Genomic DNA, 26,161 nt, shown 5'->3' with positions numbered 1-26,161 from the left:
TATTCCAGAGACGGTGACATATACGGAAAGGCCGCGGCGTACTGGATTCCCCGCTTTCGCGGGGAATGACAACGGTGTGGACGGCAACAGTTCGGCTTCATCCTATTCCCGCGAGCCGCCCTACCCGATCACCCGTCCGAACTTGTTCGACTTCGGGAATCCCTTCGGCGGCAGGCGGCCGGCGTCGGCGCGGGTGCCTTGCCACTCGGCGAGCTCCTTCATAGTCGCGCTGAATTCGCGGCCGGCGGAGTCCTTCCAGGTGAGGCCCGCTTTGGCATCGAACACCGCGACGTCGGACAGGCCACCGTCCTTGTACTTCTGCAGGCGCACGCCGCGGCCGCGCGCCATCTCCGGCACCTGGTCGAGCGGAAAGATCAGCATCTTGCGGTTCTCGCCGATGACCGCGACGGTATCGCCCGTCACCTCGGTGATCGCGCGCGCCTCGTTCAGCATCTCGACGTTGAGGATCTGCTTGCCCTTTTTGGTGGTGCCGACACAGTCGTCCTCGTTGACGACGAAACCCTGGCCCTCGTGGCTCGCGACCAGGAATTTGCGGCCGCCCTTGTTGACGAACAGCGCAACGGGCGCGGCCTCCTGCTCGAGGTCGATGAACAGGCGGATCGGCTCGCCGTGACCGCGGCCGCCCGGGAGTTTCGCGACATCGAGCGAGTAGAACTTGCCATTGGTGGCAAACAGTAAAAGCTTCGAGGTCGTCTCGGCGAAGAAGGCGAACCCGAGCTTGTCGTCCTGCTTGAAGGTAAGCCCCGAGAGATCCTCGACATGGCCCTTCATTGTGCGGATCCAGCCCTTGTCGGAGACGACGATGGTCACCGGCTCGCGCTCGACGAAGGCTTCCTCGATCGCGGCGAGATCATGCTCGGGTGCGTCCGCAAAGCTGGTGCGGCGCTTGCCGAGCGGAGTCTTGGGCCCGAACATGTCGCGGACCTTGCCGACCTGCTCGCCGACCTTCTTCCACTGCTCGGCTTCGGAGGCGAGCACTGCGTTGATGCCTTTCAGCTCGTTGCGGAGGTTCTTGTCCTCGGTTCGGATCTCCATTTCCTCGAGCTTGCGCAAGGAGCGCAGGCGCATGTTGAGGATGGCCTCCGCCTGCACCTCGGTGAGCTTGAACGCCTTCATCAGCTCGGGCTTGGGCTCATCCTCGGTGCGGATGATCTTGATCACCTTATCGATGTTCAGATAGGCGATCAGGAAACCGCCGAGAACTTCCAGCCGGTGCTCGATCTGCGCCTTGCGATAGTTGCTGCGGCGGATCAAGACATCGCGCAGATGGTCGAGCCATTCGCGCAACGCTTCGGCAAGGCCGACCACCTTGGGGATGCGGCCCTTGATCAGCACATTGAGGTTCAGCGGGATCTTGCTTTCCAGCTCGGTCAGCCGGAACAGCGATTCCATCATCAGCGCCGGATCGACATTCTTCGACTTTGGCTCGATGACGAGTCGAACGTCCTCGGCCGATTCATCACGGGCCTCGCCGACGAGCGGCAGCTTCTTCTGGTCGAGCAGTTCGGCAATCTTCTCGACGATCCTCGACTTCTGTACGAGCCAGGGAATCTCGGTGACAACGACGACCCAGGTGCCGCGGGCGCCCTCCTCTACCGACCACCTGGAACGGACGCGGAAAGATCCACGGCCGGTCGTGTAGGCTTCCGCGATCGCCTGCTTGGAATCGACGATGATTCCGCCGGTCGGGAAATCGGGGCCCTTGACCCATCTGAGCAGCGACTTGGATTTCGCGTCGGGCTTCTCGATCAGATGCAGAGCAGCGTCGCAGAGCTCTGCGGCGTTGTGCGGCGGGATCGAGGTTGCCATGCCGACGGCGATGCCTTGCGCGCCGTTGGCGAGCAGATTCGGGAAGCCGCCGGGCAGCACGACGGGCTCTTTCGACTGGCCGTCATAATTGGCGCGGAATTCGACGCCGTCCTCGTCGATGCCCTCGAGCAGAAGCCGCGCGACGTCGGTCATGCGCGCTTCGGTGTAACGGTAGGCGGCGGGGTTATCGCCGTCGATATTGCCGAAGTTGCCCTGGCCGTCGACCAGCGGATAGCGCGAGGAGAAATCCTGCGCGAGGCGCACCATGGCATCGTAGATCGCCTGGTCGCCATGCGGATGGAACGAGCCCATCACGTCGCCGACGATCTTGGCGGATTTCTTGAAGCCGGAGCCCGGGTCGAGCCTGAGCAGGCGCATGCCGTAGAGGATGCGCCGGTGCACCGGCTTCAAGCCGTCGCGCGCGTCGGGGAGTGCGCGGTGCATGATGGTGGAGAGCGCATAGGCGAGATAGCGCTCTTCCAGCGCATCACGCAGCGGCACCTCGTGAATTTCGGCCGGCTCCTCCGGCGGAATCAATCGTTTTCCCATGCCGCCCGGTTAAACCGTGGAAGCGAATCGGGCAAGGATGGATTGGTTCCCTGTGGGCCGCTATTGCCCGGCCCAGCCCGCGGTCACCGGCTCGGTCTTGTCCCCATTGTGGAACCTGCCGGCCAACTTCAAGCGAGCCGCTTTGGTTCCGGGGGGAACTCGCTGTCCGAAGGTAATCAGTACCGCGAAAAGCTCACGACGCTGATATCGCCGCCCGCGTCTGCTGTCGCATCAAAGCGTTGATGAAGCCCGCCCGGGCGTCGGAATGGGCCTGCCCGCGCGGCTCCAGCACGTGGCGCAGCAAGAATAGCCCGGTGAGGCGGAACCCGTCCTGGAGGTCCTGCTTGGTGAGATCGCCGTGCATCTCGCCCTGACGCAGGAACGGCGGCAGGCGCAGCAGCCGGTCGCGCCACGGCTCGCCCGCGGTACGCGACACCGCGCCGCCGGATTTGGGCGAGACGTAGATCAGGTCCGTGGTCTCCCCGGTCACCGCGCAATTCTCCAGCGCCAGCCCGAAGCCAAGCTCAGAGAGCATCGCCAGCTCGAAATGAATGAGGTGCACGGCCGCGCCGCCGATGTCGTCGAAATCGTCGAGCGCATGTTCGAGCAGCGCAAAAATCTCCTCGTGCGGATCGCGCTCCGGCAGCAAACGCGCAAGCGAAGCGAGATGCGTGACGCCGTAGACGCCATGCGAGGAGGCGAGCAGCGCCGCCGCGCGCAGCTTCAGGCCCTCGATCGCATAGGTGCCGAGATGCTCGTCGAGCCGCGCCCGCCACACCGCGCTGACGCTGTTGCCGGGCTGCAAGAGGGGCCGCATCCGCGAGCTGGCGCCGCCGCGCACCAGCCCGAGGTGCCGACCGTGCTCGCGCGTCAGGAGCTCGACGATGGCGCTCGATTCGCCATGCCGTCGCACTCCCAGCACGATGCCTTCGTCGGTCCATTCCATGGGATGAAGTCTAGCGTATTTCGGGGGATCGTAGGTCGGCAAAGCGAAGCGTGCCCACCAATTTTGATCCACAGAGCGACGTCAATTGTAGGCACGGCGCGCCAGGGCGCGCCCCCCTTTGCTCACCCTACTGCACTGCGCGAAATCTCACGCGTTGAACCAGCCCTGCGCGTCCCCGGTGAAGGAGAAGTACAGCCCGGCCGTCGTCAGCGCGCAGGAGACGATCTCGATGGCGCTGTCCAGCTCCATCCCCTTCACACCGATGATCTGCGCGAGCTGGATCACTGACAATACCAGTGCCGCCACCAGCACCCAGCGCGGCCAGTTCTTCCGCCACCTCGCCGCAAGCCAGACGAAATAGACCAAGAGCAGGATCATCCCGCCGGCGAGCAGCGTCGCCGTCGTGATCATCGGTTCCGTCATCTCGGCATTGGGCGTGCGGTCCTGCACCGCAACCGACAGGGCATCCAGCATCAGCGATGCATACAGCAGCGCTTCGAAGCGCTGGACGTTGTGAGGCACGTTCATCGGATCCCGCTGCTTATTCCTTGGGGAATTCCAGGCCCATCTCGCGATAGCGATCGGGATCGTCGCCCCAGTTCTCGCGCACCTTGACGAACAGGAACAGATGCACCGGCACGTCCAGGATCTGCATCAGCTCCTTGCGAGACTCCGCACCGATCGACTTGATGGTGGCGCCGCCCTTGCCGAGCACGATCTTGCGCTGGCTTTCGCGCTCCACGAAGATCGTCTGCTCGATGCGCACCGACCTGTCCTTGCGCTCCTCCCACTTGTCGGTCTCGACCGTGGACTGGTACGGCAATTCCTGATGCAGCTTCTGATAGATCTTCTCGCGGGTGATCTCCGCCGCGAGCTGCCGCATCGGCGCATCCGACATCTGGTCCTCGGGATAGAGGAACGGACCCGGCGGCACCATCTCGGCGAGCGCGTGGCGGATGTCGTCGACACCGTCGCCCGACAGCGCCGAGATCATGAAGGTTTTGGCGAAGCGAACGCGCTCGTTGGCGGCCTGAGCCAGCGCCAGGAGCTTCTCGCGCTGGACCAGGTCGACCTTGTTGATCACCAAAATCTTCTCGTGACCGACGCTTGAAGCCTTGGCGAGGATCGCTTCGGCCTCCTCGTCGATCCCGGTCTTGGCGTCGAGCAGCACGCAAACGAGGTCGGCGTCATGCGCCCCGCTCCAGGCGGTCGAGACCATGGCGCGGTCGAGCCGGCGCTTGGGTGAGAAGATGCCGGGCGTGTCGACCAGGATGATTTGCGCGTTGTTCTCGATGACGATGCCGCGGATCAGCGCGCGCGTCGTCTGCACCTTCCGCGAGACGATCGTGACCTTGGCGCCGACCAGCGCGTTGACCAGCGTGGACTTGCCGACATTGGGGGCGCCGATCAGCGCAACGAAGCCGCAGCGCGTCGCGGCGGGCGTATCGCCGCTTGTGTCAACCGTCATTGCTGCCGCCGACGCCTTCGCGTTCGATCATGACCGAGGCCGCCACCTTCTCGGCCGCGCGCTTGCTGCCGCCGATGCCTTCGGCCGGCGCGAGCCCCGGCAGGTCGACGGCGACGCGGAATTGCGGATCGTGATGCGGGCCGGTGCGCTCGACCTCGCGGTAGACCGGCGTCGGCAGTCCCTTTCCCTGTGCCCATTCCTGCAGCACGGTCTTGGGATCGCGCAGCGGCCGTCGCGGCTTGTGCATGCGCTCGGTCCAGTTGCGCTTGACAAACTCGGCCGCGGCCGCATGGCCGCCGTCGAGGAAGATCGCGCCGATCACGGCTTCGCAGATGTCGCCGAGCACGCTCTTGCGCAGGCGGGCGTCGGCGCTGGGGCCGACCGAGCCGAGCTTGATGTCGTCGAGCAGCCCGAGCGACTTGGCGACGTCGGCGCAGCTCTCCTTGCGCACGAGCTCGGCCAGGCGCTTGGACAGCTCGCCCTCGTCGGCGTTCGGATAGGCGTGGTAGAGCATGTCGGAGACGACGAGCCCGAGCACGTGGTCGCCGAGAAATTCGAGCCGCTGATAGCTGTCGCCGCGCTTGCGCCCGGACTTCAGCGCCGAGACATGCGTGATCGCCTGGATCAGCAGGTTCGGATCGGCAAAGCTGTGCCCGATGCGCGCCTCGAGCGCCGCGTTCGCCCCCTTGGCCTTGCCGCTCCGCGCCCGCTTCTTCTTCGCGGGTGGCTTGGGAGCAGCTTCGCCTTCAGGGCCCACTGGCGCCTCGATCGGTTGGGTTGCGATGTCCTTGGCTTCGTCTTTCATCGGACGATTTTGAAGAAACGATTCCAGCGCACCGCCCACGGCCAGCGCCAGAACATCCAGGCATGCTCGCCTTCGGCGATGGAGAAGAAGATCATTTGAGCGCGGCCGATCAGGTTCTCCTTCGGCACGTAGCCGACCTGCCCGAGGAAGCGGCTGTCGGTGGAGTTGTCGCGGTTGTCGCCCATCATGAAAAAGTGGTCTGGCGGCACGGTGTAGACGTTGGTGTTGTCCATGTAGCCGTTGTCGGCGCAGTCCAGCGTCTCATACGAGACGCCGTTCGGTAGCGTTTCCTTCCAGCGCTTGACCCGCGCGGTCCCGCCCTCGGAGCCGCAGGGATCCTCGCCGACATACTCGCTCATGCGCTGCCGCTCGACCGGCGTGTCGTTGATGTAGAGCAGCCCGTCCTTCATCTGGATCCGGTCGCCGGGAAGCCCGATCACGCGCTTGATGTAGTCGGTCGAGTCATCCTTCGGCAGGCGAAACACGACGATGTCGCCCCGGTTCGGGTCCGAGCCCCAGATGCGCCCGGAAAACAACGGGGGCGAAAACGGGATCGAGTAGTGACTGTAGCCGTAGGAATACTTGGAGACGAACAGATAGTCGCCGACCAACAGGGTCGCCTTCATCGAGCCGGACGGGATGTTGAAGGGCTGAAACAGGAAGGTGCGGATCACCAGCGCGATTAGGAGAGCGTGGATCACGACCCGGATGGTTTCGCCGAGGCCGCTCTCAGATTTTGTTCCCGAAGTCACGCTCATTGCTCTCTCAATTTCGGCCGGCGGTCACAGAGCGCCCTCCCCCCGCGAACAGCCCATCGGTTCGCGGCGCAAGGAGATTGTCCTGATTCTGATAGTGAGGGCCAATTCCGGCGTAAAGCCGAATTCACCCAGGCTGATTTGCGCCCGCGGACTTTTAGACGGTTGTTGGGGTCCACGCAATCAAGGATCGCATCAAAACCGCATAAGACATTGATTTTTAATATGAATTATAAAACGACCGCCGACCCGTCAGGACTTCGCCAGCGGAACGGCGGAAATGATAACGAAGGCCTGCGCCAACGGCCAGTCGTCGGTGATCGAAACGTCGATGCGCGCCTCGAAACCTTGGGGTGTCAGCGCCTGGAGCCGGGCCAGCGCCCCGCCGGTCAGCAGCATGGTCGGCCGCCCTCCCGGCATGTTGACCACCCCCATGTCGCGCCACCAGACGCCGCGCCGGATGCCGGTGCCGAGCGCCTTCGAGCAGGCCTCCTTGGCGGCGAACCGCTTGGCGTAGGTCGCCACCACCATCTTATCGTTCTTGGCGCGCCGCTCGGCCTTGGCGCGCTCGGTCTCCGTGAAGATGCGATCGAGGAAACGCTCGCCATGGCGCTCGATGACCTTGGCGACGCGCGTGATGTCGATCAGGTCGGAGCCGATGCCGATGATCATGCCCGGCCCCGGCCGCGGTCCATGGCCGCGCGCATGCTGCGGACCGTCTCGGCCAGACCGACGAAAACGGCTTCGCCGATCATGTAGTAGCCGATGTTGAGCTCAACGATCTCGGGCAGCGCGGCGATCTTTTCCGCCGTCGCATAGTCCAGCCCGTGCCCCGCGTGAACCTCCAGCCCCGCCGCTCGCGCGAGCTTGGCCCCCGTCACGATCCGCTGCCATTCGGCCTCGGCCTTCTCGGTGTGGCCGTCGACCACGGCATCGCACCAGGCACCGGTGTGGATCTCGATCACGGGAGCGCGCAGCCGCGCTGCCATCTCGATCTGAGGGGGATCGGCGGCGATGAACAGCGAGACGCGTATGCCGGCATCATTCAATCGCGTAATGTATGGCGCGAGCGCGTTGTGCTGGCCGACCACGTCGAGGCCGCCTTCGGTCGTCACCTCCTGCCGGCGCTCGGGTACCAGGCACACCGCGTGCGGCTTGGTGGCGAGCGAGATGCGCAGCATGTCATCGGTGGCCGCCATCTCGAAATTGAGCGGCTTTGAGATCTCGGCCTTCAGCCGCGCCATGTCTTCGTCGCGGATGTGTCGGCGGTCCTCGCGCAAGTGCGCGGTGATGCCGTCGGCGCCGGCCTCGATCGCGAGCAGCGCCGCGCGGACCGGGTCGGGATTGCGGCCGCCGCGCGCGTTGCGCAGGGTCGCGACGTGGTCGACATTGATGCCGAGGCGAAGCGGAGGAGCGGACATTGCTGGGCTCACTTAGCTGACATTTCTCAACTCGTCACGCACGGGCATCCATCCTGGTCGAAGAGATGGGTTGCGGGGGTCAAACCCGGCAACGACGAGCTTCATCCATTAACACGTTCGACGCGGGCGACGACTGCCTTCGCGCGCAACTGGGCTATGATCGCGCTCAGGTGCTTCAGATCGTAGACTTCGAGGTCGATCGTCGTCTCCGTGAAATCGGGCGAGCGGCGCTGCATGCTGATATTGTCGATGTTGCCGTCATGCTCGGCGATCACGGTGGCGATCTGCGCCAGTGCGCCGGGCTCGTTGACGTTCTCGACCTTGATGCGGGCCGGGAAGCGCTGTGGGGCGCTGTCCTCGATGTCCCAGCGCACATCGAGCCAGCGCTCAGGCTCTTCCTCGAAATCCTTCAGCGCCGGCGACTGGATCGGATAGATGGTGATGCCCTCGCCCGGCGTGACGATGCCGACGATACGATCGCCGGGCACGGCGCCGCCATTCGGAGCGAACTTGACCGGCAGGTCGGAATTGATGCCGCGGATCGGAATTGCAGCCGGGCTGCGCGGCACCTCGGGGACCACCTTGTCCTTGAGCTTGGTGGCGAGCCCCTTCTTGCCGGCATAACGCGCGATGCGCTCTTCCTTGTAGTCGGGGTACATGGCACGCGCGACGTCGGAGGCCTTGATCTCGCCGCGGCCGACCGCCGCCATGACGTCGTCGATCGAGGCGCGCGCGAGCCGCGGCAGCGCGCCCTTGAGCTTGTCGTCGGCATATTCGATCTTGGCGCGTTCGAACAGGCGCTCCACGATGCGCCGGCCGAGACCGGCATATTGATCGCGCACGGCCGTGCGCGTGGCGCGCCGGATCGCGGCGCGCGCCTTGCCGGTGACCGCGAGCGATTCCCAGGCCGAGGGCGGCGCCGACTGCGCTTCCGAGGTCAGAACCTCGACTTCGTCGCCATTCTGGAGTTCCGACGACAGCGGCGCGAACTTGCCGTTGATCTTGCAGCCCACCGCGCTGTTGCCGACGTCGGTATGCACGGCATAGGCGAAATCGATCACGTTGGCGTGGCGCGGCAGGGCGATCAGCTTGCCCTTTGGGGTGAAGCAGAACACCTGGTCATGGAACAGCTCGAGCTTGGTGTGCTCGAGGAACTCTTCGGGATTTGCGCTTTCCGACAGGATGCCGACGGTGTGGCGCAGCCAGGCGAATGCGTTGGACTCGCGCTTGAGGAATTCGGTCGGAGAGCCCACGCCCTCCTTGTAGAAGACGTGCGCGGCGATGCCGCGCTCGGCGATCTGGTCCATCTCCTCGGTACGGATCTGCAGCTCCACGCGCTGATTGCCGGGGCCGATCACCGTGGTGTGGATCGAGCGGTAATCGTTCTGCTTGGGCGTCGAGATGTAGTCCTTGAAGCGCCCGGGCACGACCGGCCAGGTGGTGTGGACGATGCCCAGCGCGCGATAACAGGCGGCAACATCCGTCACCACGATGCGGAAACCGAAGATATCCGACAGTTGCTCGAAGCCGACCGACTTGCGCTCCATCTTCGTCCAGATCGAGAACGGCTTCTTGCGCCGGCCATAGACCCGCGCGCCGAGGCCGTTGTGGCGCAGGTTATTCGAGAGCTGGGTCTCGATCTCGCCGATCAGATTGCGGTTGCGTTCGGCGAGCGCATCGAGACGCTGCATCACCACCGAATAGGCTTCCGGATCGAGCATGCGGAAGGACAGATCCTCCAGCTCCTCGCGCATCTGCTGCATGCCCATGCGTCCGGCGAGCGGCGCATAGATGTCCAGCGTCTCCTCGGCGATGCGGCGGCGTGATTCCGGCGGCACGAATTCCAGCGTGCGCATGTTGTGCAGGCGGTCGGCGAGCTTCACCAGGAGCACGCGGACGTCGTCGGCAATCGCAAGCAAGAGCTTGCGCAGATTCTCGGCCTGCTTGGCCTCGCGCGACACCAGCTCGAGCCGCTTCAGCTTGGTCAGGCCCTCCACCAGCGCACCGATCTCGGGCCCGAAGATCTGGTCGATCTCGGCCCGGGTCGCCTCGGTGTCCTCGATCGTGTCGTGGAGCAGCGCCGCCACGATGGTCGCATCGTCGAGCTTCAGGTCGGTGAGGATCGCCGCCACTTCGAGCGGGTGCGAGAAGTACGGGTCGCCCGAGGCGCGGGTCTGCGAGCCATGCGCCTTCATGGCGTAGACATAGGCGCGGTTCAGCAGGTCCTCGTTGGTGTTGGGATTATAGGACCGAACGCGCTCGACGAGGTCATATTGACGCATCATGCGCGCCCGCGGCCTCGCCGGCCGCACCCCTGCCGGCGCAGTCGGGGCCACGGCAACCGATTCGGTTGCGGCCTGCATCTGCCATTGTCCCCGGCGCCGATACACCATGCCTTCCTGCCTTCAAACGGGTCACCACAACGCCCGTTGTATACACCTTAGCCCCGATCCCACGCGGTTCCGATCAATTCGGTCCCAGCGCGGGCCGCGCGATCCGACAACACTATGGTAACCACGAAAAGGTCAACAAAAGCAAAGGCCCGAACGCGGGTTCGGGCCTCTGATACGATCACAAGAATTCGACGACAGCGATGGGACGATTACTCGTCCTCCTCGGGCTGCTCCTCCGGCGGTGCGAGGCCCTCGAGGCCCTTCAGGAGCTCCTCTTCGGTCATGCGCTCGACAGCAACTTCGGTATCGTCCGCATCGACGCTCGCACCCGCGGAACCGATCAGGGGCACCGTATCGGGCTCGGGCTCGTCGACCTCGACGAACTTCTGGAGGGAGTGCACCAGCTCCTCGCGAAGGTCCTCCGGCGAGATGGTCTGGTCGGCGATTTCGCGCAAAGAGACAACAGGGTTCTTGTCGTTATCGCGGTCAACCGTTAGTTGTGAACCGGACGAAATCATGCGGGCCCGGTGGGCGGCCAGCAGGACCAGGTCAAACCGGTTGTCGACCTTGTCGATACAATCTTCTACGGTGACGCGAGCCATGGACTGTCGCTCCGCTCTGGGTGGGACCAAATATGTGGATGATGCGGGCTAGTTATAGGGGCCTGGGCGGTTTCGCAAGATCATTTTGTGATTTGGCCTCGCCAAACGGCTCTGCTACCCCCAAATTAGGGCTGGGATGGGTGGTTTTCCGGGCTGCCATCGAGGGCAGCATCGGACTGATGCGCCACCGCCATAACTATACCTTGATTGCCCCGACTTCTCCGGATTTGCGGTTTCGACGGGTCTTGGCAGCACTTTGAACCTGCGCGGCTTGCTGCCGCGCCAACAATAAACGATTCATCCGAACACGACGCGAGCAACTGAATGTCACCTTCTCCCACCAACAAGATCGCGCTCTTCATCGATGGGGCCAATCTCTATGCGACGGCCAAAACGCTGGGCTTCGACATCGATTACAAGCGCCTGCTGAAGGAATTTCAGAGCCGCGGGACGCTTTTGCGGGCGTTCTACTACACCGCGATCATCGAGGATCAGGAATACTCTTCGATTCGCCCCCTGATCGACTGGCTGGACTACAACGGCTACACGGTCGTTACCAAGGCGACCAAGGAGTTCATCGACGCCTCCGGCCGCCGCAAGGTCAAGGGCAACATGGACATCGAGCTCGCGGTCGATGCCATGGAGCTCGCCGAGCACATCGATCAGATGGTGCTGTTCTCGGGTGATGGCGATTTCCGTTCCCTGGTCGAGGCCGTCCAGCGCCGCGGCGTGCGGGTGACCGTGGTCTCCACCATCGCCAGCCAGCCTCCGATGATCGCCGACGAGCTGCGCCGCCAGGCTGACGTCTTCACCGACCTCGTCGAGCTGCAATCCAAGCTCGGCCGCGACCCGTCCGAACGACCTGCCCCGCGCGATCGTGGCGAGCGCGAGGCGCGGCACCACGCCCCGCAATTCCTCCAGCGCGCGACCACGATGGCGCCGAGGGGCGATGACGACTTCGACGATTGAGGCGGACCGGTCCAGCCGCCAGGCCTCCACCGTCATACCCGACCATGATTGTCTGCTCTGTCCGCGATTGGTTGCCTTTCGCGAGGCGAACCGCGCGCGCGAGCCGTCCTGGCACAACGCGCCGGTTGCGCCGTTCGGCGACATCAAGGCACGCCTGCTGATTGTCGGCCTCGCGCCGGGGATGCAGGGCGCCAACCGCACCGGCCGTCCCTTCACCGGCGACTATGCCGGCGACCTGCTCTATGCGACGCTGATCGAATACGGATTTGCCAAGGGAACCTATCAGGCGCGGCCCGACGACGGCTTGAAGCTGGTGGACTGCCGGATCGCCAATGCGGTGCATTGCGTACCACCGCAGAACAAGCCGCTGCCGGCGGAGATCAACACCTGCCGCCACTTTCTCGCAGCAAACCTCGAGGCGATGCCGAACCTGCGCGCGATCGTCGCGCTCGGGCGGATTGCGCACGACACCGTGCTCAAGCCGCTGAACCTGAAGGGCTCGCAGGCTCCCTTCGGCCACGGCGCCGTGCATCAGGCCGACGCGATCAGGCTGTACGACAGCTATCACTGTTCCCGCTACAACACCAACACGGGCGTGCTCACGCCGCAGATGTTCCGCCAGGTGTTCGCGCGAGTAAAGGCCGACCTCGGCTAGACTCCGGATGGATTGGCCTTCAGCCAGTCCAGAACATCGCCAGCGTTCCGGTCCGGCGGGAACACCGGATAGAACACGTGCGTGATGCGCGCGTCGTCGATGATGAGCGCGAGGCGCTTGATCAGCGTCAGCCCCGCAACATCCATAGTCGGAAGGTTCAGCGCGCTCGTGAGCTCCAGCCGCTCGTCCGAAAGCACCGGAAACGGCAGATGCAGCCGCGAAGCCATCTCGGTCTGGTAATCGTTGCTCTGGGTCGACAGGCCGAACACGTGCGCGGCGCCGGCGGCCTTCAGCTCCGAGAACAGATCGCGGAACGCACAGGTCTGCGGCGTGCAACCGCGCGCGCCTGGAATCATGTCCCAGTCGTCGACCAGCGCGATCTTGCCGGGCTCGCCGGTGCGCGGATAGGCGAACACCACGCTCCGCCCGCGCAGCGTCGACAGCGTCACCGAGGTATCATTGGTCGCACGCAGGCTGATCGGAGGCAGCGCCCTGCCCTTCAGGTGCGCGGCGCCGCCGTCATCGGTGGGTGCGGGAATCTTGCTCCAGTCGACCTCGGTCAGGTTTCTCTGGTTCATCTCGCTATCCCCTTGCCCGCATCAGCCGGCCCTTCTCCCGGCCCCAGTCGCGCTTCTTCACGGTCTCACGCTTGTCGTGCAGCTTCTTGCCCTTCGCAACCGCGAGCTGCAGTTTGGCGCGCCCGCGTTCATTGAAGTAAAGCTTGAGCGGGATCAGCGTCATGCCTTCGCGATCCACGGCGCCGATCAGCTTGTTGATCTGCCTGCGGTGCAGGAGCAGCTTTCGAGGCCGCTTCGGTTCGTGGTTGAAGCGATTGCCCTGGAGATATTCGGGAATGTTGGCGTTGATCAGCCAGATCTCCCCGTTCTTCGAATCCGCGTAGGATTCCGCGATCGTGCTCTTGCCGTTGCGGATCGACTTGACCTCGGTTCCGGTCAGCGCGATGCCCGCCTCGACCGTATCCTCGATCGCGTAGTTGAAGCGGGCTTTGCGATTTTCCGCCACGACCTTGATAGGACGTTCGTTCTTATCGGCCATGGCAGACAAATCCGATCGAGATGCGCATCAACGCTAACAGTTTGGATGAAGCGCGCGCGTCAAGACTTCTTGAGGAGATCGCGTATCTCGGTGAGCAGCTCGACCTCGGCAGACGGCTTCGGTGGTGCTGCGGGCGCCGCCTCCTCCTTGCGCTTCAACTGGCTCATCAGCCGGATCACCAGGAACAGCACGAAGGCGACGATGATGAAGTTGATCGTCAGCGTGAGGAAGCTGCCCCAGGCCAGCACGGCGCCTTGCTTTTTCGCATCGGCCAAGTTGGTGGCGGTGACCGCCTTCGACAAGGGGGTGAAGTAGTTTGAGAAGTCGAGCCCGCCGGTGGCGGCACCGATGATCGGCATGATCACGTCGCCGACCAGCGAATTGACGATGGCGCCGAAAGCCGCGCCGATGATGACGGCGACCGCGAGATCGACGACGTTGCCCTTCATGGCGAATTCGCGGAACTCCTTGAGCATGCGCATGCCCTTGTCCTGGACGCTCATGAAACCTCCCAAACGCTAACGCGTCAGTTGATCAGGCCGGCGTGCACCATGGCGCTGCGCACCGCGACGCGCGTCGGCTCGGAGACCGGCACCATCGGCAGCCGCAGCGTCTCGTCCAACTTGCCGAGCAGCGACAGTGCATACTTGATCGGAGCCGGATTGCTCTCGATGAAGAGGTTATTGTGCAGCGGCATCAGCTTGTCGTGCAGCTTCAGGGCGGTGGCGTGATCGCCCTTCTGCCAGGCCGCGTGGAATTCCGAGCACAGCCGCGGCGCGACGTTGGAGGTCACGGAGATGCAGCCATGGCCGCCGTGCGCCATGTAGCCGAGGATGGTCGCATCCTCCCCCGAGAGCTGGTTGAAGTCCTCGCCCATCGCCGCGCGCTGCTGCGACACCCGCACCATGCTGGCGGTGGCGTCCTTGACGCCGGCGATGTTCTTCAGGTCCCACAGCCGCTTCATGGTGTCGACCGACATGTCGATCACCGAGCGCGGCGGGATGTTGTAGATAATGATAGGAATTCCAATTGCATCGTTGATCGCCTTGAAGTGCTGGTAAAGCCCTTCCTGGGTCGGCTTGTTGTAGTAGGGCGTCACGACGAGCACGGCGTTCGCGCCCGCCTTCTCGGCATGCTGCGCGAGCTCGATGGCTTCCTTGGTCGAGTTGGAGCCGGCGCCGGCGATCACAGGCACGCGCCCCTTGGCCTCATCGATGCACCATTCGACGACCTTCTTGTGCTCGTCATGGCTGAGCGTCGGGCTCTCGCCGGTGGTGCCGACGGGGACGAGGCCGTGGGTGCCCTCGGCGATCTGCCAGTTCACCAGCGAGCGGAACGCCGCCTCGTCAAGCGAGCCGTTCTTGAACGGCGTGACCAAGGCGGTGAACGACCCCCGGAATTTCGTCTTGGCTGCCATGGACTTCCTCCGTACGCGGCGAGCTTGAGAGCAAGCCCCATACATATCGGGTCTATCCGGCCGGTAAAAGGGCCGCAGCCCGGTGACGCACCGTTTAGGCCGCGATTTTGCCGCGGTGATGGTGCAAAGCCGGCGGAGGTAAGCGGCTGTTGGTAATTTGTCCGCATATTCAATCAAATATTGCTAGGTCTTCAGCGACTTGACTGATTCGGGGGCGATGTGACGCCGTGATTTCCTTTCGTCGCGCCACATGGCGATCTACCGGTCTGCTCGCGTGCCTGATGGCAGGGCTGTCGGTCGGTTGTGCCGCCTGGGCCAAGTCCAATGAGACGACCCAGGACGGGGCCAAGGAAACTGCCAAGGAAACTTCCAAGGAAACTTCCAAGGAAACCGCGAAGCAGGCCCCCAAAGATACCGCGAAGGGAGCTTCCAAAGGATCGGCCAAGGAAACAGGCAAGGACGCAGCGAAGGGAGCGAGCAAGGGAGCCGCTAGCATCCCGGCCAAGGATGCCGCGAAGAAACCTGCCAAGGAACCCGCCAAGGATGCCGGCAAGGAACCCGCGAAGGACAAGCACAAGCCTAAGGCTGCGGCGCCGGCGCCAAAATCACGACCGACCGCCAACGGTTCGGCCTCCCAGACCTCACCCGCGCCGGCCCCGACGGCCACCGTCAGACCTGCCGCCCCGGCCGCCGTCAGACCGGTCGCAGCCCCTGTGCTGGCTCCGGCAACGCGCCAGCATGCGGCGCCACGCAAGCCGGTGCTGCCGGCCGCGGTCGCCGCGACATCATCGACCTCGCAAGGCGACAAGGACACGCTGGAAAACGTCATCGAGCTCGTGCGCAAGCGCAAAGCCGCCGATGCAACCAACGCCGCAGCCGGCATCGCCGACCCCGTCGCGCGCAAGCTCGCGGAATGGATCATCCTGCGCAGCGAGGACAACGGCGCGAGCGTGGAGCGCTACCGCGCCTTCCTCGCCGCCAATCCGAGCTGGCCGTCGCAGACCTTCCTGCGCCGGCGCCTCGAGGCCGCGATGTGGGACGACAGGCGCGATGATTCGGTCGCGTGGTCGTGGTTCGAGAACGAGTCTCCGATCTCGGCGAAGGGCCGCTTTTCGCTCGCCAAGGCGATGCTGGCGCGCGGCGACCGCGCCAATGCGGAGCGGCTGGTACGCGAGGCCTGGCGCAGCGATTCGATGTCGGAGGAGACCGAGAACAACGCACTCGATCAGTTCGGCGCCCTGCTCACCCCGGGCGACCAGAAGGCGCGGATGGACACGCTGCTCTACGGCAGCGAGCATGAGGCTGCGCTGCGCGCCGCCAAGCGCCTCGGCGCCGGCTATGTCGCGCTCGCCAAGGCCCGCATCGCCGCCTACAGGAAGGCACCCAACACGCGCGCCCTGCTCGAGGCCGTGCCGCGCGAATTGCACGGCGACCCTGGCTACATCTTCAGCAAGATCCAGCTCCTGCGTCGCGAGGAGAAGTTTGCGGAAGCCGCCCAGCTCATGTTGTCGGCGCCGAAGGATCCGAACCGGCTCTACAATCTCGACGAATGGTGGATCGAGCGGCGCCTGCTGGCGCGCAAGATGATCGACACGGAGGAATTCCGTAGCGCCTATCTCATCGCGCGCGACGCCGCGCTGCCCTCGCGCGACATCTACAAGACCGAGCAGGAATTCACCGCGGGATGGATCGCGCTGCGCTTCCTCAACGATCCCTCGACCGCCGCCCAGCATTTTGCACGGATCGGGGTCGGCAGCGTCAATCCGACTACGCTGGCGCGCGCCGGCTACTGGCAGGGCCGCGCGGCGGAAGCGGCGGGCCGCCAGCAGGAGGCGCGCAACGCCTACGCGCGGGCCGCAGAACAGTCGACCAGCTATTACGGGCAGCTCGCCCGCGCCAAGCTCGGCCTGCCGCAGATCGCGCTCAACAGCGCGCCGCGGGGCCGCGGCGCCGAACGGCTCGAGATCGTGCGCGCGGCGCACTTGCTCTACGAGCTCGACGAGCGCGAGCTCGCGGTGCCGATGCTCGCCGACATGGGTGAGAACGGCGATCCGGAGGCCCTTGCCGGCCTCGGCGAGCTCACCCAGCGCTACAGCGACGCACGCGGCATGCTGCTGCTTGGCAAGGCCGCGCTCAATCGGGGACTGCCGTTCGACTTCTACGCCTACCCGGTCAACGGCATTCCGCAGTTCACTCAGATCGGCCCCGAGGTCGAGCGCAGCATCGTCTACGCCATTGCGCGGCAGGAAAGCGCGTTCAATCCCTCCGTGGTCTCGCCGGCGCAGGCCTATGGTCTGATGCAGGTGACGCCGGATGCCGCGCGCTATGTCTGCAAACGGCACGGGGCGACCTACGACCTGTCCCGACTCAAGAACGACTCGGCCTACAACGCCACGCTCGGCGCCGCCGAACTCGGTGGACTGCTCGAGGACTATCGCGGCTCCTACATCATGACGTTTGCTGCCTACAACGCCGGCCGCGGCAGCGTGAAGAAGTGGATCGACCGCTACGGCGACCCGCGTGACCCGAAGGTCGATGCGGTCGACTGGGTCGAGCTGATCCCGTTCTCCGAGACGCGCAACTACGTGCAGCGGATCATGGAGAATCTTCAGGTCTACCGCGCCCGCTTCGGCGGAGGCACGCGCTTGCAGATCGAAGCTGATCTGCGTCGCGGCGCTGGCAGCGTGGAATAGCCCTCGAGAGCTGGCAGCTTCGCTGGTCAGACGGGCGGCTCGATCACAGCGGCAAGAGAACGGTCCGAATCGGTCCTATGGCGTGGACTCTCCGACGGGTGTCGGCCAGAAACACGAAACTGTGATCGGATTGCCGTCCTGGGACACGCCGTGAGGGCGATTCGAGGCTCAGGCCGGGCATCTCAACTGGCGGAGACGGAGGGATTCGAACCCTCGATAGGCCTTTACAAGCCTATAACGGTTTAGCAAACCGCCGCCTTCAGCCACTCGGCCACGTCTCCAATACGGGGGGTATGCCCGACACAGCGGCGAGCCGCAAGCGGCAGATTTGCCTCGGCGCATTCTTTCACCTGAAAGCCAGCTCCGCATTTCAACCCAGGAGCTGCGCGCCAAGCCGGCCCCCACGCCTCCCCCCCGTGTTGATATGTCCGCAACTAGCGGCGGGATCGCCAGACCCGCCAATGCGACGGCGAAATCAGCACCGCCTCGCCGGCCCAGACATTGAACCACACGCCGGATTTGCGCCGGCATGGAAAAGTCCAGGGCACGATGCCGGTCTTGTGCAGCCGTCCGAGTTCCAGATCACATTCATCGGGCGCGATCTGAATCGGCAGCCACTGGCCCGTGTTGTCGGTATCGCTCATGCCGTGCGGTCTAACCCGTGGCACGAAGCATGAACTTGATTCAGCGCAACGAGGTCAGGCCGTGAATACACCGACCTCCGCGCGATTCATCAGCTCAGTGCGTGGAGACCCAGGCCCTCGCCTCGCGCTGCGCGGCGGAGATTTCGGCTTCCGACATCTGCCCGGCGACTTCCTGGCGCAGCGCAATCGCGTCTTTGCGGCCCTTCAGCGCGGCAAGGTTAAACCATTTGTGCGCGGCGACGAGGTCGACCAGGCCGGCACGGCCGCTCGCCCAATACAGTCCGCGCTCGAACAGCACGTCCGACAACGCGCTTGTGCCGATCGGCGTCGCCGTCTCCAGATCGAAGGTCCCCTGAAACATGTCGCATCCCCTTTTATCATTGTGCCGCCTCGTTCCCCCGAGCGCGGCTCCCGTCCAACTGTTCAACTCGTCCCCATGCCGTTTGCCGGCTTGTTGGAGGAGATGATGGCGGGCAATTTTGAATGGCAGTTTAAGTATCGCGATGAAGGAGACGTAAACGCGAAGGCGCGAGACCGGTGAGGCGAATGCAAGAAGCCCCCGATTCACAGACACTTCTGCGATTCGTCAGAGTTGGTTTACCCTGTGATTTTCGGACATCGATAACCATCATGCGCAGTCGGAAGCACGAGCGGCAACCGCGCCGCGTCCCCGCGGCCGGCGAAAGCGGGGAATCTGCGACGCCGAGGCGTTGCGCTTCAGTGAGCCGACGGCCGCTTCTGGAATAAGGGAAACGCCCAGCCTGGACGACGGCGCCCGCACATGGGCGCGATGGTCACGGGCGACGATCGCCTGCTCGCTGGCAAGCGTTACCGCGCGTCGTATCGAAATGTCGGGAAATGAAATGCCGGCCAGGATGCCGGCTCAAGGGAACGAGGGCGTCGGCGAACACGTCAGGACCAGATTCCACTGTGGCCAGCAGGCCGCTTGTGAAATTGCGGAGCCCCTTGAGGGAGACCACACCGAACGAAGAAAACTCGGTTTCTTCTGCCGGACCTGACTTTCGCGCGCTTGCGAAAGACGAATGATCCGACCGTTGACCTGATGTCTCGCCGACACCCTCTATCGTCGACCAGAGCCCGTAGGCGCTGATGACGTGCCGGCTATCGAGGAGCCGGCAACTTCAGTAGCGAAGTTACTTCTTCTTCTTCGCGACCTTGCGGGTCTTCTTCGCAGTCTTCTTCACTGCGCTCTTCGCCTTCTTCGCCTTCTTCGCTTTCTTGGCCATGTTGCCCTCCGATGTGTGAGATGGCTTTAATCGCTGCGTGCATTCGGGGATCGAATGCACTTCATCCCGAATACACCAACACAACGAAAAAAACAGCGTCTCGCTTAAGGAAGTGTTGACGCAGCAAGCCGCGTACGCCTTGCGCGCTTGGTGTGAACGCGCCGCAGGACGCACGCTTGCGATTGCAGAAGGCGCCTGCAGCCTCATCGTCGCTGTGCATTGCGATTGCACGAAAACCCTATGCAGCAAGTATTTTTCTGCACTCGTGCTTCGCACGCGATCATTGCGAAGATGTGCGCTGCGACTCGCTCGAAGGCGCGGGAAAGGCATTGCGCGGACTCTGAGTCGTGACTTTTGGCAACGAAAATATTTTCATGCTTAACGCCGCCGGCGCTCCCCGGCGCGCGTTCGAAGCCGCCTTTCACGCGAATCGAAGACGGCGATTCGGTTGGGCTTGAAGAGCGTGATCGGGGCGATGGTCGCTGTCGTCGTGTGCGCGAGACGGATGCGCGGAGGCTCGCTCGCGGTGACGGCGCGCCGTCACCGCGACATGTCAGAGGCCGAGCTTGGACTTTAGCAGATCGTTGACGGCTTGGGGATTGGCCTTGCCGCCGGACGACTTCATCACCTGGCCGACGAACCAGCCGAGCGCCTGCGGCTTGTCTTTCACCTGCGCGACCTTGTCGGGATTGGACGCGATGATGTCGTCGACCACCTTCTCGATCGCCGAGAGGTCGGTGACCTGCTTCATGCCGCGGCTTTCGACCAGCGCGCGGGGATCGCCGCCTTCTTGCCAGACGATCTCGAACAGATCCTTGGCGATCTTTCCGCTGATCGTGCCCTCGCCGATCAGATCGACGATCGCGGCAAGCTGCTCGGCCGTGACGGGTGAGCTCGCAATGTCCCGGCCTTCCTTGTTGAGACGCCCGAACAGCTCGTTGATCACCCAGTTCGCCACCAGCTTGCCGTCGCGCGCGCGGTTGGCGAGCCTGTCCAGCGCCGTCTCATAGAACACAGCGCTCTCGCGCTCGGCGACCAGCACGCTGGCGTCGTAGGCGGAGAGGCCGAAGTCGGCGACGAAACGCGCTTTCTTCTGGTCCGGCAGCTCGGGAAGCTTCGCCTTCAGCTCGTCGACGAAGGCCTGGCTGAACTCGAGCGGCAAGAGATCGGGGTCGGGGAAGTAGCGATAGTCGTGCGCCTCTTCCTTGGACCGCATCGAGCGCGTCTCGCCCTTGTTGGGGTCGTACAGCCGCGTCTCCTGCTCGATCTCGCCGCCGTCCTCGAGGATCTCGATCTGGCGGCGCGCCTCGTACTCGATCGCCTGGCCGATGAAGTTGATCGAGTTCATGTTCTTGATCTCGCAGCGGGTGCCGAGCGGACCGCCGGGCTTGCGCACCGAGACGTTGACGTCGGCGCGCAGGTTACCCTTCTCCATGTCGCCGTCGCAGGTGCCGAGATAGCGCAGGATCGAGCGCAGCTTCGTCACATAGGCCTTGGCCTGCTCGGCATCGCGGATATCGGGCTTGGAGACGATCTCCATCAGCGCCACGCCGCAGCGGTTGAGATCGACATAGGACATGGACGGCGATTGGTCGTGCAGCAATTTGCCGGCGTCCTGCTCCAGATGCAGCCGCTCGATGCCGACGGTGACGCTGCGGCCGCCGTCGAGCTCGACCAGCACCTCGCCTTCGCCCACGACCGGCGACTTGTACTGGCTGATCTGGTAGCCCTGCGGTGAATCTGGATAGAAATAGTTCTTGCGATCGAACACCGAGCGCAGATTGATCTTCGCGTTCAGGCCAAGCCCGGTCCGGACAGCCTGCCTGACGCATTCCTCGTTGATCACGGGCAGCATGCCGGGCATCGCCGCGTCGACGAGAGAGACGTGCGTGTTCGGATCGCCGCCGAACGCGGTGGATGCGCCCGAGAACAGTTTTGAGCTCGACGTCACCTGGGCGTGGATCTCCATGCCGATGACCATCTCCCAGTCGCCGGTGGCGCCTTTGAGAAGCTTGTGCGTGGCCGTGCTCATGTCGTGCTCCCGAGCAGCGTGGCAGCAATCCGCTCCCACTCCGCCTGCAATGAATCTTTTGCCGCCGGCTGGCCCGCCTGGCGGTACCAGTAGCCGGCATTGCCGAGATCGCCCTCGACGCGGTGCAAGTACGCATGCACCCAGGCCGCCTCGCGGCTGTCCTCGTCCTGAACGATCTTGTGCGCCTGGTCCCAGTCGCCCTTGGCGGCCCACCAGAGGCCTGCCAGCGGCGCGCTGAGATCCGGCGCGGGCGCGGCGCCGTCGAGGCTGGCGATGTACGCCGCCAAATTCACCACCACCTCACGGGCGTGAAGCGGCCGACCGCCTGCTCGATCACCTCGCCGAGCGAGAACAGCGTCTCCTCGTCGAAGGGACGGCCTATAAGCTGCAAGCCGAGCGGCAAACCTTGCGCATCCCTGCCCGCGGGCACGGCGATGCCGGGCAGGCCCGCCATGTTCACGGTCACCGTGAAGATGTCGTTCAGATACATCTCGACCGGATCGGCGCCGCCCTTCTCGCCGATGCCGAAGGCGGCCGACGGCGTTGCCGGCGTGAGGATGGCGTCGACACCCTTGGCGAAGCAATCCTCAAAGTCCTTCTTGATCAGCGTGCGCACCTTTTGCGCGCGCAGGTAATAGGCGTCGTAGTAGCCGGCCGACAGCACATAGGTGCCGATCATCACGCGCCGCTTCACCTCGGCGCCAAAGCCTTCGGCGCGGGTGTTCTCGTACATCCCGATGATATTCCTGCCCTGCTCGCGCAGGCCGTAGCGCACACCGTCATAGCGCGCGAGGTTGGAGGAGGCTTCCGCCGGCGCTACGATGTAGTAGGCCGGCAGCGCATACTTGGTGTGCGGCAGCGACACCTCGACGAGCTCGGCGCCGGCGCTCCTGAGCCAGGCCGCGCCCTCGCTCCAGAGCTTCTCGATCTCGGCCGGCATGCCGTCGAGCCGATACTCCTTGGGGATACCGATCTTCATGCCCTTCACGGACTTGCCGATCGCAGCCTCGTAGTCCGGCACCGCGATGTCGACCGAGGTCGTATCCTTCGGGTCGTGACCGGCCATCGAGCGCAGCAGCATCGCGGCGTCACGCACGCTGCGCGCGATTGGACCTGCCTGATCGAGCGAGGAGGCAAAGGCGACGATGCCCCAGCGCGAGCAGCGGCCATAGGTCGGCTTGATACCGACGGTCGCGGTGAAGGCTGCCGGCTGGCGAATCGAGCCGCCGGTGTCGGTCGCGGTCGCGCCCATGCAGAGCAGCGCGGCCACCGCCGACGCCGAGCCGCCGGACGAGCCGCCTGGCACCAGCGTGGTGTTGGAGCCATCGCGCCGCCACGGATTGCCGACGGGACCGAAGCAGGAGGTCTCGTTCGACGAGCCCATTGCGAACTCGTCGTTGTTGAGCTTGCCGAGCATCACCGCGCCGTCGCGCCAGAGCTGCGAGGTGATCGTCGATTCATAGGTCGGCACGAAGTTGCCGAGGATCTTCGAGCACGCCGTGGTGCGCACGCCCTTGGTCGCAAAGAGGTCCTTGATGCCGAGGGGAATGCCGGCGAGCGGGCCGGCATCGCCCTTGGCGATCTTGGTATCGGCCTCGCGGGCCATGGCGCGCGCCTGGTCCGGCGTCTCCATGACGAAGGCGTTGAGCACGCGCGCGGCTTCCATCGCGCCGAGATGCGCGTCGGTCAATTCCAGTGACGTGAAAGATTTGTCGGCGAGCCCCTTGCGGGCCTCGGCGAGCGTCAGCGATGTCAAATCGGTCATTTATTGATCGGGCTGCAGAAGAACGGAGACAGGGTCTTGTCGTTGGCCGGGTCGTCTTTTTTGGCGGAGGCTTTCGCCGCCGCCTCGAGCTCGTCGAGCACGGCATTGACGGCGACGTTGGGATCGGCAGCTTTGCCCTGCCGCTCCATCTTGTCGAGATAGTTCATGTAGGCCTGGTAGGCCTTCTCATCGTCGCATAGCAGGCACATCGGACCTGTTCCTAGCGGTCTTTTGTTTGACGCGTTTTCTTCACGCGAACCGGAATCCACTTCGCTTGAAAACGCTATGTTACTCGACGACCTTCGGCACCAGAAAGAAGTGACCTTCGGTCGCCGGCGCATTGGCAACGATATCGTCGGCGATCTCGCCGTCGTTGACCACGTCCTGACGCTTCTTCATCTGCATCGGGGTCACCGAGGTCATCGGCTCGACGCCCTCGACATTGACCTCCGAGAGCTGTTCGACAAAGGCGAGCATAGCGTTGAGCTCGCCCTGCAAGTGCGGAACCTCGTCGTCGGAAACCGCGATACGCGCCAGATGCGCGATGCGGCGGACGATAGCAGCGTCGACGGACATTATATAAGGCCTCTCACGGCAAAACCTATCCGCCGTATAGCAGAGGCCTGTTTTGCACCGCAACCGGCGCAGGTGCCTAGCCGGTCAGCGCTTTCAGGCGGCCCTGCGCCGTTTTGGCGAGCTCCCGGGTCAATTCGGCCGCCGGCAGCTCGCGGCCCAGGCCGATCGCCTGGCCGGCCCAGAGATTGGTGAAATCCACCCGGCCCTGCTTTTCGGCCGCCGCCTTGAGCGGCCCCAGTGCGGTCGCGGCATGGGGAAAGGCGGGCGCGTCCGGCGAGATCGGGCCGACCTCGCGCATCAGTCGGTTCTGGACCCCGCGCGCCGGCCGGCCGGTCATCACATTGGTGATGACGGTGGAATCGTCCCGCGCCTCGGCGAGCGCCTTGCGGCCCCCGGGCGTGACCTTGGATTCCGGACAGCGCAGATACGCGCTGCCGATCTGCACGCCGGATGCGCCGAGGGCAAAGGCCGCGGCAATCCCGCGTCCATCGGCGATGCCGCCGCAGGCGATCACCGGTACCTTCACGGCGTCGACGACCTGCGGCACCAGCGCGAAAGTGCCGGGCTGCTCGCTGATATTCTCCGTCAGGAACATGCCGCGATGACCGCCCGCCTCCGCGCCCTGCGCGATCACGGCGTCGACGCCGTGCTGCTCGAGCCAGACCGCTTCCTTGACCGTTGTGGCCGACGAGATGACGATGCATCCGGCCGCCTTGACTCGCTTGAGCAGCGTCTCCTCCGGCAGGCCGAAATGAAAGCTGACGACCTCCGGCTTCAGCTCCTCCACCACCTCGCAGAAGGCCGCATCGAACGGCGCGCGGTTGGCCGCATTGATCGGCGCGGCCGGATCGAGGCCGTGTTCGGTGTAGTAGCCCGCTAGCCGCTGCTTCCAGCGTGCTTCGGCTTCAGTCGTGAGATCGATCGGCGTGTGGCAGAAGAAGTTCATGTTCACCGGCGCAGCGACGCGCTGACGGATGACGCCAACCTGCTCCCGCGCCTTCTCTGCCGACAACATTGCGCAGGGCAGCGAACCCAGCGCACCGCCTTGCGCGGCCGCGATCACAAGCTCCGCATCCATCACGCCGGCCATCGGCGCCAGCACGATCGGGAATTCGGTCTTGAAGAGATCGATCAGTCGACGGTCAGGCCACATGGTTTTTCTCTCTAGTTGGCTCGCTGCAAACCCTCTCCCCTTGTGGGAGAGGGTGGCGCCGAAGGCGCCGGGTGAGGGGTTTGTATCCGCGGAGACAGACCCCTCATCCGGCGCGGATTGCATCCGCGCCACCTTCTCCCACAACAAGGGGAGAAGGAAAGGCACCTCCCGCCGAATTGCGCTGGCCGGCAAGAAGTTGCTCTGCTTCGGTCGCGATCCGCTCGACGATCTCGGCGGCGGGCGGAATATCATGGATCAAGCCGACGGCCTCGCCGGCAAAGACGGCTGCGATCTCAAAATTGCCTGCGGCTTTCGCCGCAGCATACTCCACGGCGACCTCGCCTGCTCGCTGCATGAGCTCGATCTCGCGGCCGGTCCATCGCCGGATATGATCATTGACCAGCGTGCGTGCGGTGAACGGCGCCGGCCAGAACAGGCTCCGTGACCAATCGACGATGACGCCGCGCACGGTGTCGTTGGCGTTCGCCGCGCGAATGCGCTGCTTCGCCTCCTCCGCGCCGTCGGCCTCCACGCTCGCGTAGAAGCGCGTCCCGATCAACACGCCGGACGCGCCGAGCATCATCATCGCCGCCAAGCCGCGACCATCGGCGATGCCGCCCGCCGCAACCACCGGCACGCGCCCGGCCGCAAGATCGACGACTGCCGGCACGATGTCGACGGTGGTGCGCGATGCGCCATGGCCGCCGGCTTCAGTGCCCTGCGCGATCAGGATCTCCGCGCCGGCGTCCAGCGCCTGCTTCGCCATGTCCTCGCTCTGGACCTGGCAGATCAATCGCGCACCGCGCGCCCTGATGCGCGGCGCAAACGGCGCGGGATCGCCGAACGACAGCATGATGGCCTGCGGCCCAGCGTCGAGCGCGATATCGAGAAGATCGGGCTGCCTTGCAAGGCTCCAGGTGATGAAGCCGATGCCGAACGGCGCAAAGCCTTTCAGCCTGGCGGTGTCGGCCTCGAGCCGGGCCCGGTCGCCATAGCCGCCACCCAGGATGCCGAAACCGCCGGCATCGCTGACGGCGCGGGTCAGCCGGCTGCCCGCGATCGTATCCATGGGCGCCGACAGGATCGGATGCGTGATCCCGAGCAGCTCCGTCAGCGGCGTGGTGATCGGCATGGGTCCTCCCGCTCTGGACAGCAAGACTAGGCGCGAATAGCATTCTCGAAAAT

General features: G+C 64.4%; 26 protein-coding genes and 1 tRNA gene. 3 read left to right on the top strand and 24 right to left on the bottom strand.

Annotated features, from left to right (window positions below; genetic code table 11):
• Positions 1-120: 120 nt before the first annotated feature.
• The 10 genes from parC to rpoZ all read right to left on the bottom strand — a co-directional run bounded on the left by parC (position 121) and on the right by rpoZ (position 10,769).
• Positions 121-2,379, bottom strand: coding sequence for a DNA topoisomerase IV subunit A (parC, locus tag MTX21_RS03455; protein WP_280970527.1), 2,259 nt, complete (start codon positions 2,377-2,379; stop codon positions 121-123).
• A gap of 193 nt (positions 2,380-2,572) precedes the next feature.
• Positions 2,573-3,325 carry a DNA repair protein RecO gene (gene recO / locus MTX21_RS03450; protein ID WP_280970526.1) on the bottom strand — a complete coding sequence of 251 codons (753 nt, stop codon included), beginning with the start codon at positions 3,323-3,325 and terminating at the stop codon, positions 2,573-2,575.
• 147 nt (positions 3,326-3,472) lie between these two features.
• The gene (locus tag MTX21_RS03445) at positions 3,473-3,853 is read right to left on the bottom strand and encodes a hypothetical protein (RefSeq protein ID WP_280970525.1); all 381 of its coding nucleotides are present in this window, start codon (positions 3,851-3,853) and stop codon (positions 3,473-3,475) included.
• A 13-nt stretch (positions 3,854-3,866) separates the two neighbouring features.
• The gene (gene era / locus MTX21_RS03440) at positions 3,867-4,793 is read right to left on the bottom strand and encodes a GTPase Era (protein WP_280970524.1); all 927 of its coding nucleotides are present in this window, start codon (positions 4,791-4,793) and stop codon (positions 3,867-3,869) included.
• Positions 4,783-5,598 carry a ribonuclease III gene (gene rnc, locus MTX21_RS03435; protein ID WP_280970523.1) on the bottom strand — a complete coding sequence of 272 codons (816 nt, stop codon included), beginning with the start codon at positions 5,596-5,598 and terminating at the stop codon, positions 4,783-4,785. Before rnc ends, era begins: the two co-directional genes overlap by 11 nt.
• The gene (gene lepB, locus MTX21_RS03430) at positions 5,595-6,356 is read right to left on the bottom strand and encodes a signal peptidase I (protein ID WP_280970522.1); all 762 of its coding nucleotides are present in this window, start codon (positions 6,354-6,356) and stop codon (positions 5,595-5,597) included. Before lepB ends, rnc begins: the two co-directional genes overlap by 4 nt.
• A 249-nt stretch (positions 6,357-6,605) precedes the next feature.
• Complete coding sequence (gene acpS / locus MTX21_RS03425) at positions 6,606-7,025, bottom strand: holo-ACP synthase (protein WP_280970521.1); 420 nt, start codon at positions 7,023-7,025, stop codon at positions 6,606-6,608.
• Entirely contained in the window at positions 7,022-7,774 is a 753-nt protein-coding gene (locus tag MTX21_RS03420) for a pyridoxine 5'-phosphate synthase (protein ID WP_280970520.1), read from the bottom strand. The genes acpS and MTX21_RS03420 overlap by 4 nt, the downstream gene beginning before the upstream one ends.
• A gap of 101 nt (positions 7,775-7,875) precedes the next feature.
• The gene (locus MTX21_RS03415; RefSeq protein ID WP_280970519.1) at positions 7,876-10,167 is read right to left on the bottom strand and encodes a bifunctional (p)ppGpp synthetase/guanosine-3',5'-bis(diphosphate) 3'-pyrophosphohydrolase; all 2,292 of its coding nucleotides are present in this window, start codon (positions 10,165-10,167) and stop codon (positions 7,876-7,878) included.
• 209 nt (positions 10,168-10,376) lie between these two features.
• Positions 10,377-10,769 (bottom strand): DNA-directed RNA polymerase subunit omega, encoded by a 393-nt coding sequence (gene rpoZ, locus MTX21_RS03410; protein ID WP_027522935.1) that lies wholly within the window; start codon positions 10,767-10,769, stop codon positions 10,377-10,379.
• Between the two features lie 324 nt (positions 10,770-11,093).
• On the opposite strand from rpoZ, the gene MTX21_RS03405 reads away from it, so the two are divergent.
• Together MTX21_RS03405 and MTX21_RS03400 are read left to right on the top strand one after the other, a co-directional pair.
• A complete protein-coding gene (locus MTX21_RS03405) occupies positions 11,094-11,738 on the top strand; it encodes an NYN domain-containing protein (protein WP_280970518.1) in 645 nt (214 codons plus the stop codon).
• Positions 11,719-12,393, top strand: a complete 675-nt coding sequence (locus MTX21_RS03400) for a uracil-DNA glycosylase (RefSeq protein WP_280970517.1) — start codon at positions 11,719-11,721, stop codon at positions 12,391-12,393. The genes MTX21_RS03405 and MTX21_RS03400 overlap by 20 nt, the downstream gene beginning before the upstream one ends.
• Here the strand turns inward: MTX21_RS03400 and MTX21_RS03395 are convergent.
• Genes MTX21_RS03395 through dapA form a run of 4 tightly spaced genes read right to left on the bottom strand, consistent with a single transcriptional unit; the run spans position 12,390 to position 14,866 of the window.
• Positions 12,390-12,971: a peroxiredoxin gene (locus MTX21_RS03395; protein WP_280970516.1), complete on the bottom strand. Its 582-nt coding sequence runs from the start codon at positions 12,969-12,971 to the stop codon at positions 12,390-12,392. The genes MTX21_RS03400 and MTX21_RS03395 overlap by 4 nt on opposite strands.
• A 4-nt stretch (positions 12,972-12,975) precedes the next feature.
• A complete protein-coding gene (gene smpB, locus MTX21_RS03390) occupies positions 12,976-13,449 on the bottom strand; it encodes an SsrA-binding protein SmpB (protein ID WP_027553126.1) in 474 nt (157 codons plus the stop codon).
• A 59-nt stretch (positions 13,450-13,508) separates the two neighbouring features.
• Positions 13,509-13,925, bottom strand: a complete 417-nt coding sequence (gene mscL / locus MTX21_RS03385) for a large conductance mechanosensitive channel protein MscL (protein WP_279377762.1) — start codon at positions 13,923-13,925, stop codon at positions 13,509-13,511.
• Positions 13,926-13,975: 50 nt separating this feature from the next.
• Positions 13,976-14,866, bottom strand: a complete 891-nt coding sequence (gene dapA, locus MTX21_RS03380; RefSeq protein WP_280970515.1) for a 4-hydroxy-tetrahydrodipicolinate synthase — start codon at positions 14,864-14,866, stop codon at positions 13,976-13,978.
• Positions 14,867-15,147: 281 nt separating this feature from the next.
• Here dapA and MTX21_RS03375 point away from each other — a divergent pair, with 281 nt between their 5' ends.
• Positions 15,148-17,559: a lytic transglycosylase domain-containing protein gene (locus MTX21_RS03375; protein ID WP_280970514.1), complete on the top strand. Its 2,412-nt coding sequence runs from the start codon at positions 15,148-15,150 to the stop codon at positions 17,557-17,559.
• Between the two features lie 187 nt (positions 17,560-17,746).
• Here MTX21_RS03375 and MTX21_RS03370 read toward each other — a convergent pair.
• The 10 genes from MTX21_RS03370 to MTX21_RS03325 all read right to left on the bottom strand — a co-directional run bounded on the left by MTX21_RS03370 (position 17,747) and on the right by MTX21_RS03325 (position 26,108).
• Positions 17,747-17,840: transfer RNA gene (locus tag MTX21_RS03370), tRNA-Ser, on the bottom strand.
• Between the two features lie 153 nt (positions 17,841-17,993).
• Positions 17,994-18,203 carry a hypothetical protein gene (locus MTX21_RS03365; RefSeq protein WP_280970513.1) on the bottom strand — a complete coding sequence of 70 codons (210 nt, stop codon included), beginning with the start codon at positions 18,201-18,203 and terminating at the stop codon, positions 17,994-17,996.
• A 94-nt stretch (positions 18,204-18,297) separates the two neighbouring features.
• Positions 18,298-18,564 carry a hypothetical protein gene (locus tag MTX21_RS03360; protein ID WP_280970512.1) on the bottom strand — a complete coding sequence of 89 codons (267 nt, stop codon included), beginning with the start codon at positions 18,562-18,564 and terminating at the stop codon, positions 18,298-18,300.
• 1,439 nt (positions 18,565-20,003) lie between these two features.
• Positions 20,004-21,482 (bottom strand): Asp-tRNA(Asn)/Glu-tRNA(Gln) amidotransferase subunit GatB, encoded by a 1,479-nt coding sequence (gene gatB, locus MTX21_RS03355; protein ID WP_280970511.1) that lies wholly within the window; start codon positions 21,480-21,482, stop codon positions 20,004-20,006.
• Positions 21,479-21,781 carry a hypothetical protein gene (locus MTX21_RS03350; protein WP_280970510.1) on the bottom strand — a complete coding sequence of 101 codons (303 nt, stop codon included), beginning with the start codon at positions 21,779-21,781 and terminating at the stop codon, positions 21,479-21,481. Before MTX21_RS03350 ends, gatB begins: the two co-directional genes overlap by 4 nt.
• A complete protein-coding gene (gene gatA / locus MTX21_RS03345) occupies positions 21,772-23,247 on the bottom strand; it encodes an Asp-tRNA(Asn)/Glu-tRNA(Gln) amidotransferase subunit GatA (protein WP_280970509.1) in 1,476 nt (491 codons plus the stop codon). Before gatA ends, MTX21_RS03350 begins: the two co-directional genes overlap by 10 nt.
• On the bottom strand, positions 23,244-23,456 hold the full coding sequence (locus MTX21_RS03340; RefSeq protein ID WP_280970508.1) for a hypothetical protein: 213 nt from the start codon (positions 23,454-23,456) through the stop codon (positions 23,244-23,246). Before MTX21_RS03340 ends, gatA begins: the two co-directional genes overlap by 4 nt.
• Before the next feature lie 79 nt (positions 23,457-23,535).
• Positions 23,536-23,823, bottom strand: coding sequence for an Asp-tRNA(Asn)/Glu-tRNA(Gln) amidotransferase subunit GatC (gatC, locus tag MTX21_RS03335; RefSeq protein WP_280970507.1), 288 nt, complete (start codon positions 23,821-23,823; stop codon positions 23,536-23,538).
• Positions 23,824-23,899: 76 nt separating this feature from the next.
• The gene (locus tag MTX21_RS03330) at positions 23,900-24,976 is read right to left on the bottom strand and encodes a nitronate monooxygenase family protein (RefSeq protein WP_280970506.1); all 1,077 of its coding nucleotides are present in this window, start codon (positions 24,974-24,976) and stop codon (positions 23,900-23,902) included.
• Positions 24,977-25,079: 103 nt separating this feature from the next.
• Positions 25,080-26,108 carry a nitronate monooxygenase gene (locus tag MTX21_RS03325; RefSeq protein WP_280970505.1) on the bottom strand — a complete coding sequence of 343 codons (1,029 nt, stop codon included), beginning with the start codon at positions 26,106-26,108 and terminating at the stop codon, positions 25,080-25,082.
• Between the last annotated feature and the right edge of the window lie 53 nt (positions 26,109-26,161).

Source organism: Bradyrhizobium sp. ISRA430 (genome assembly GCF_029909975.1).
In the GTDB taxonomy this organism is placed as follows: Bacteria; Pseudomonadota; Alphaproteobacteria; order Rhizobiales; family Xanthobacteraceae; genus Bradyrhizobium.
The sequence above is the reverse complement of the archived record's forward strand: the minus strand, read 5'-3'. Positions and strand labels throughout refer to the sequence as shown.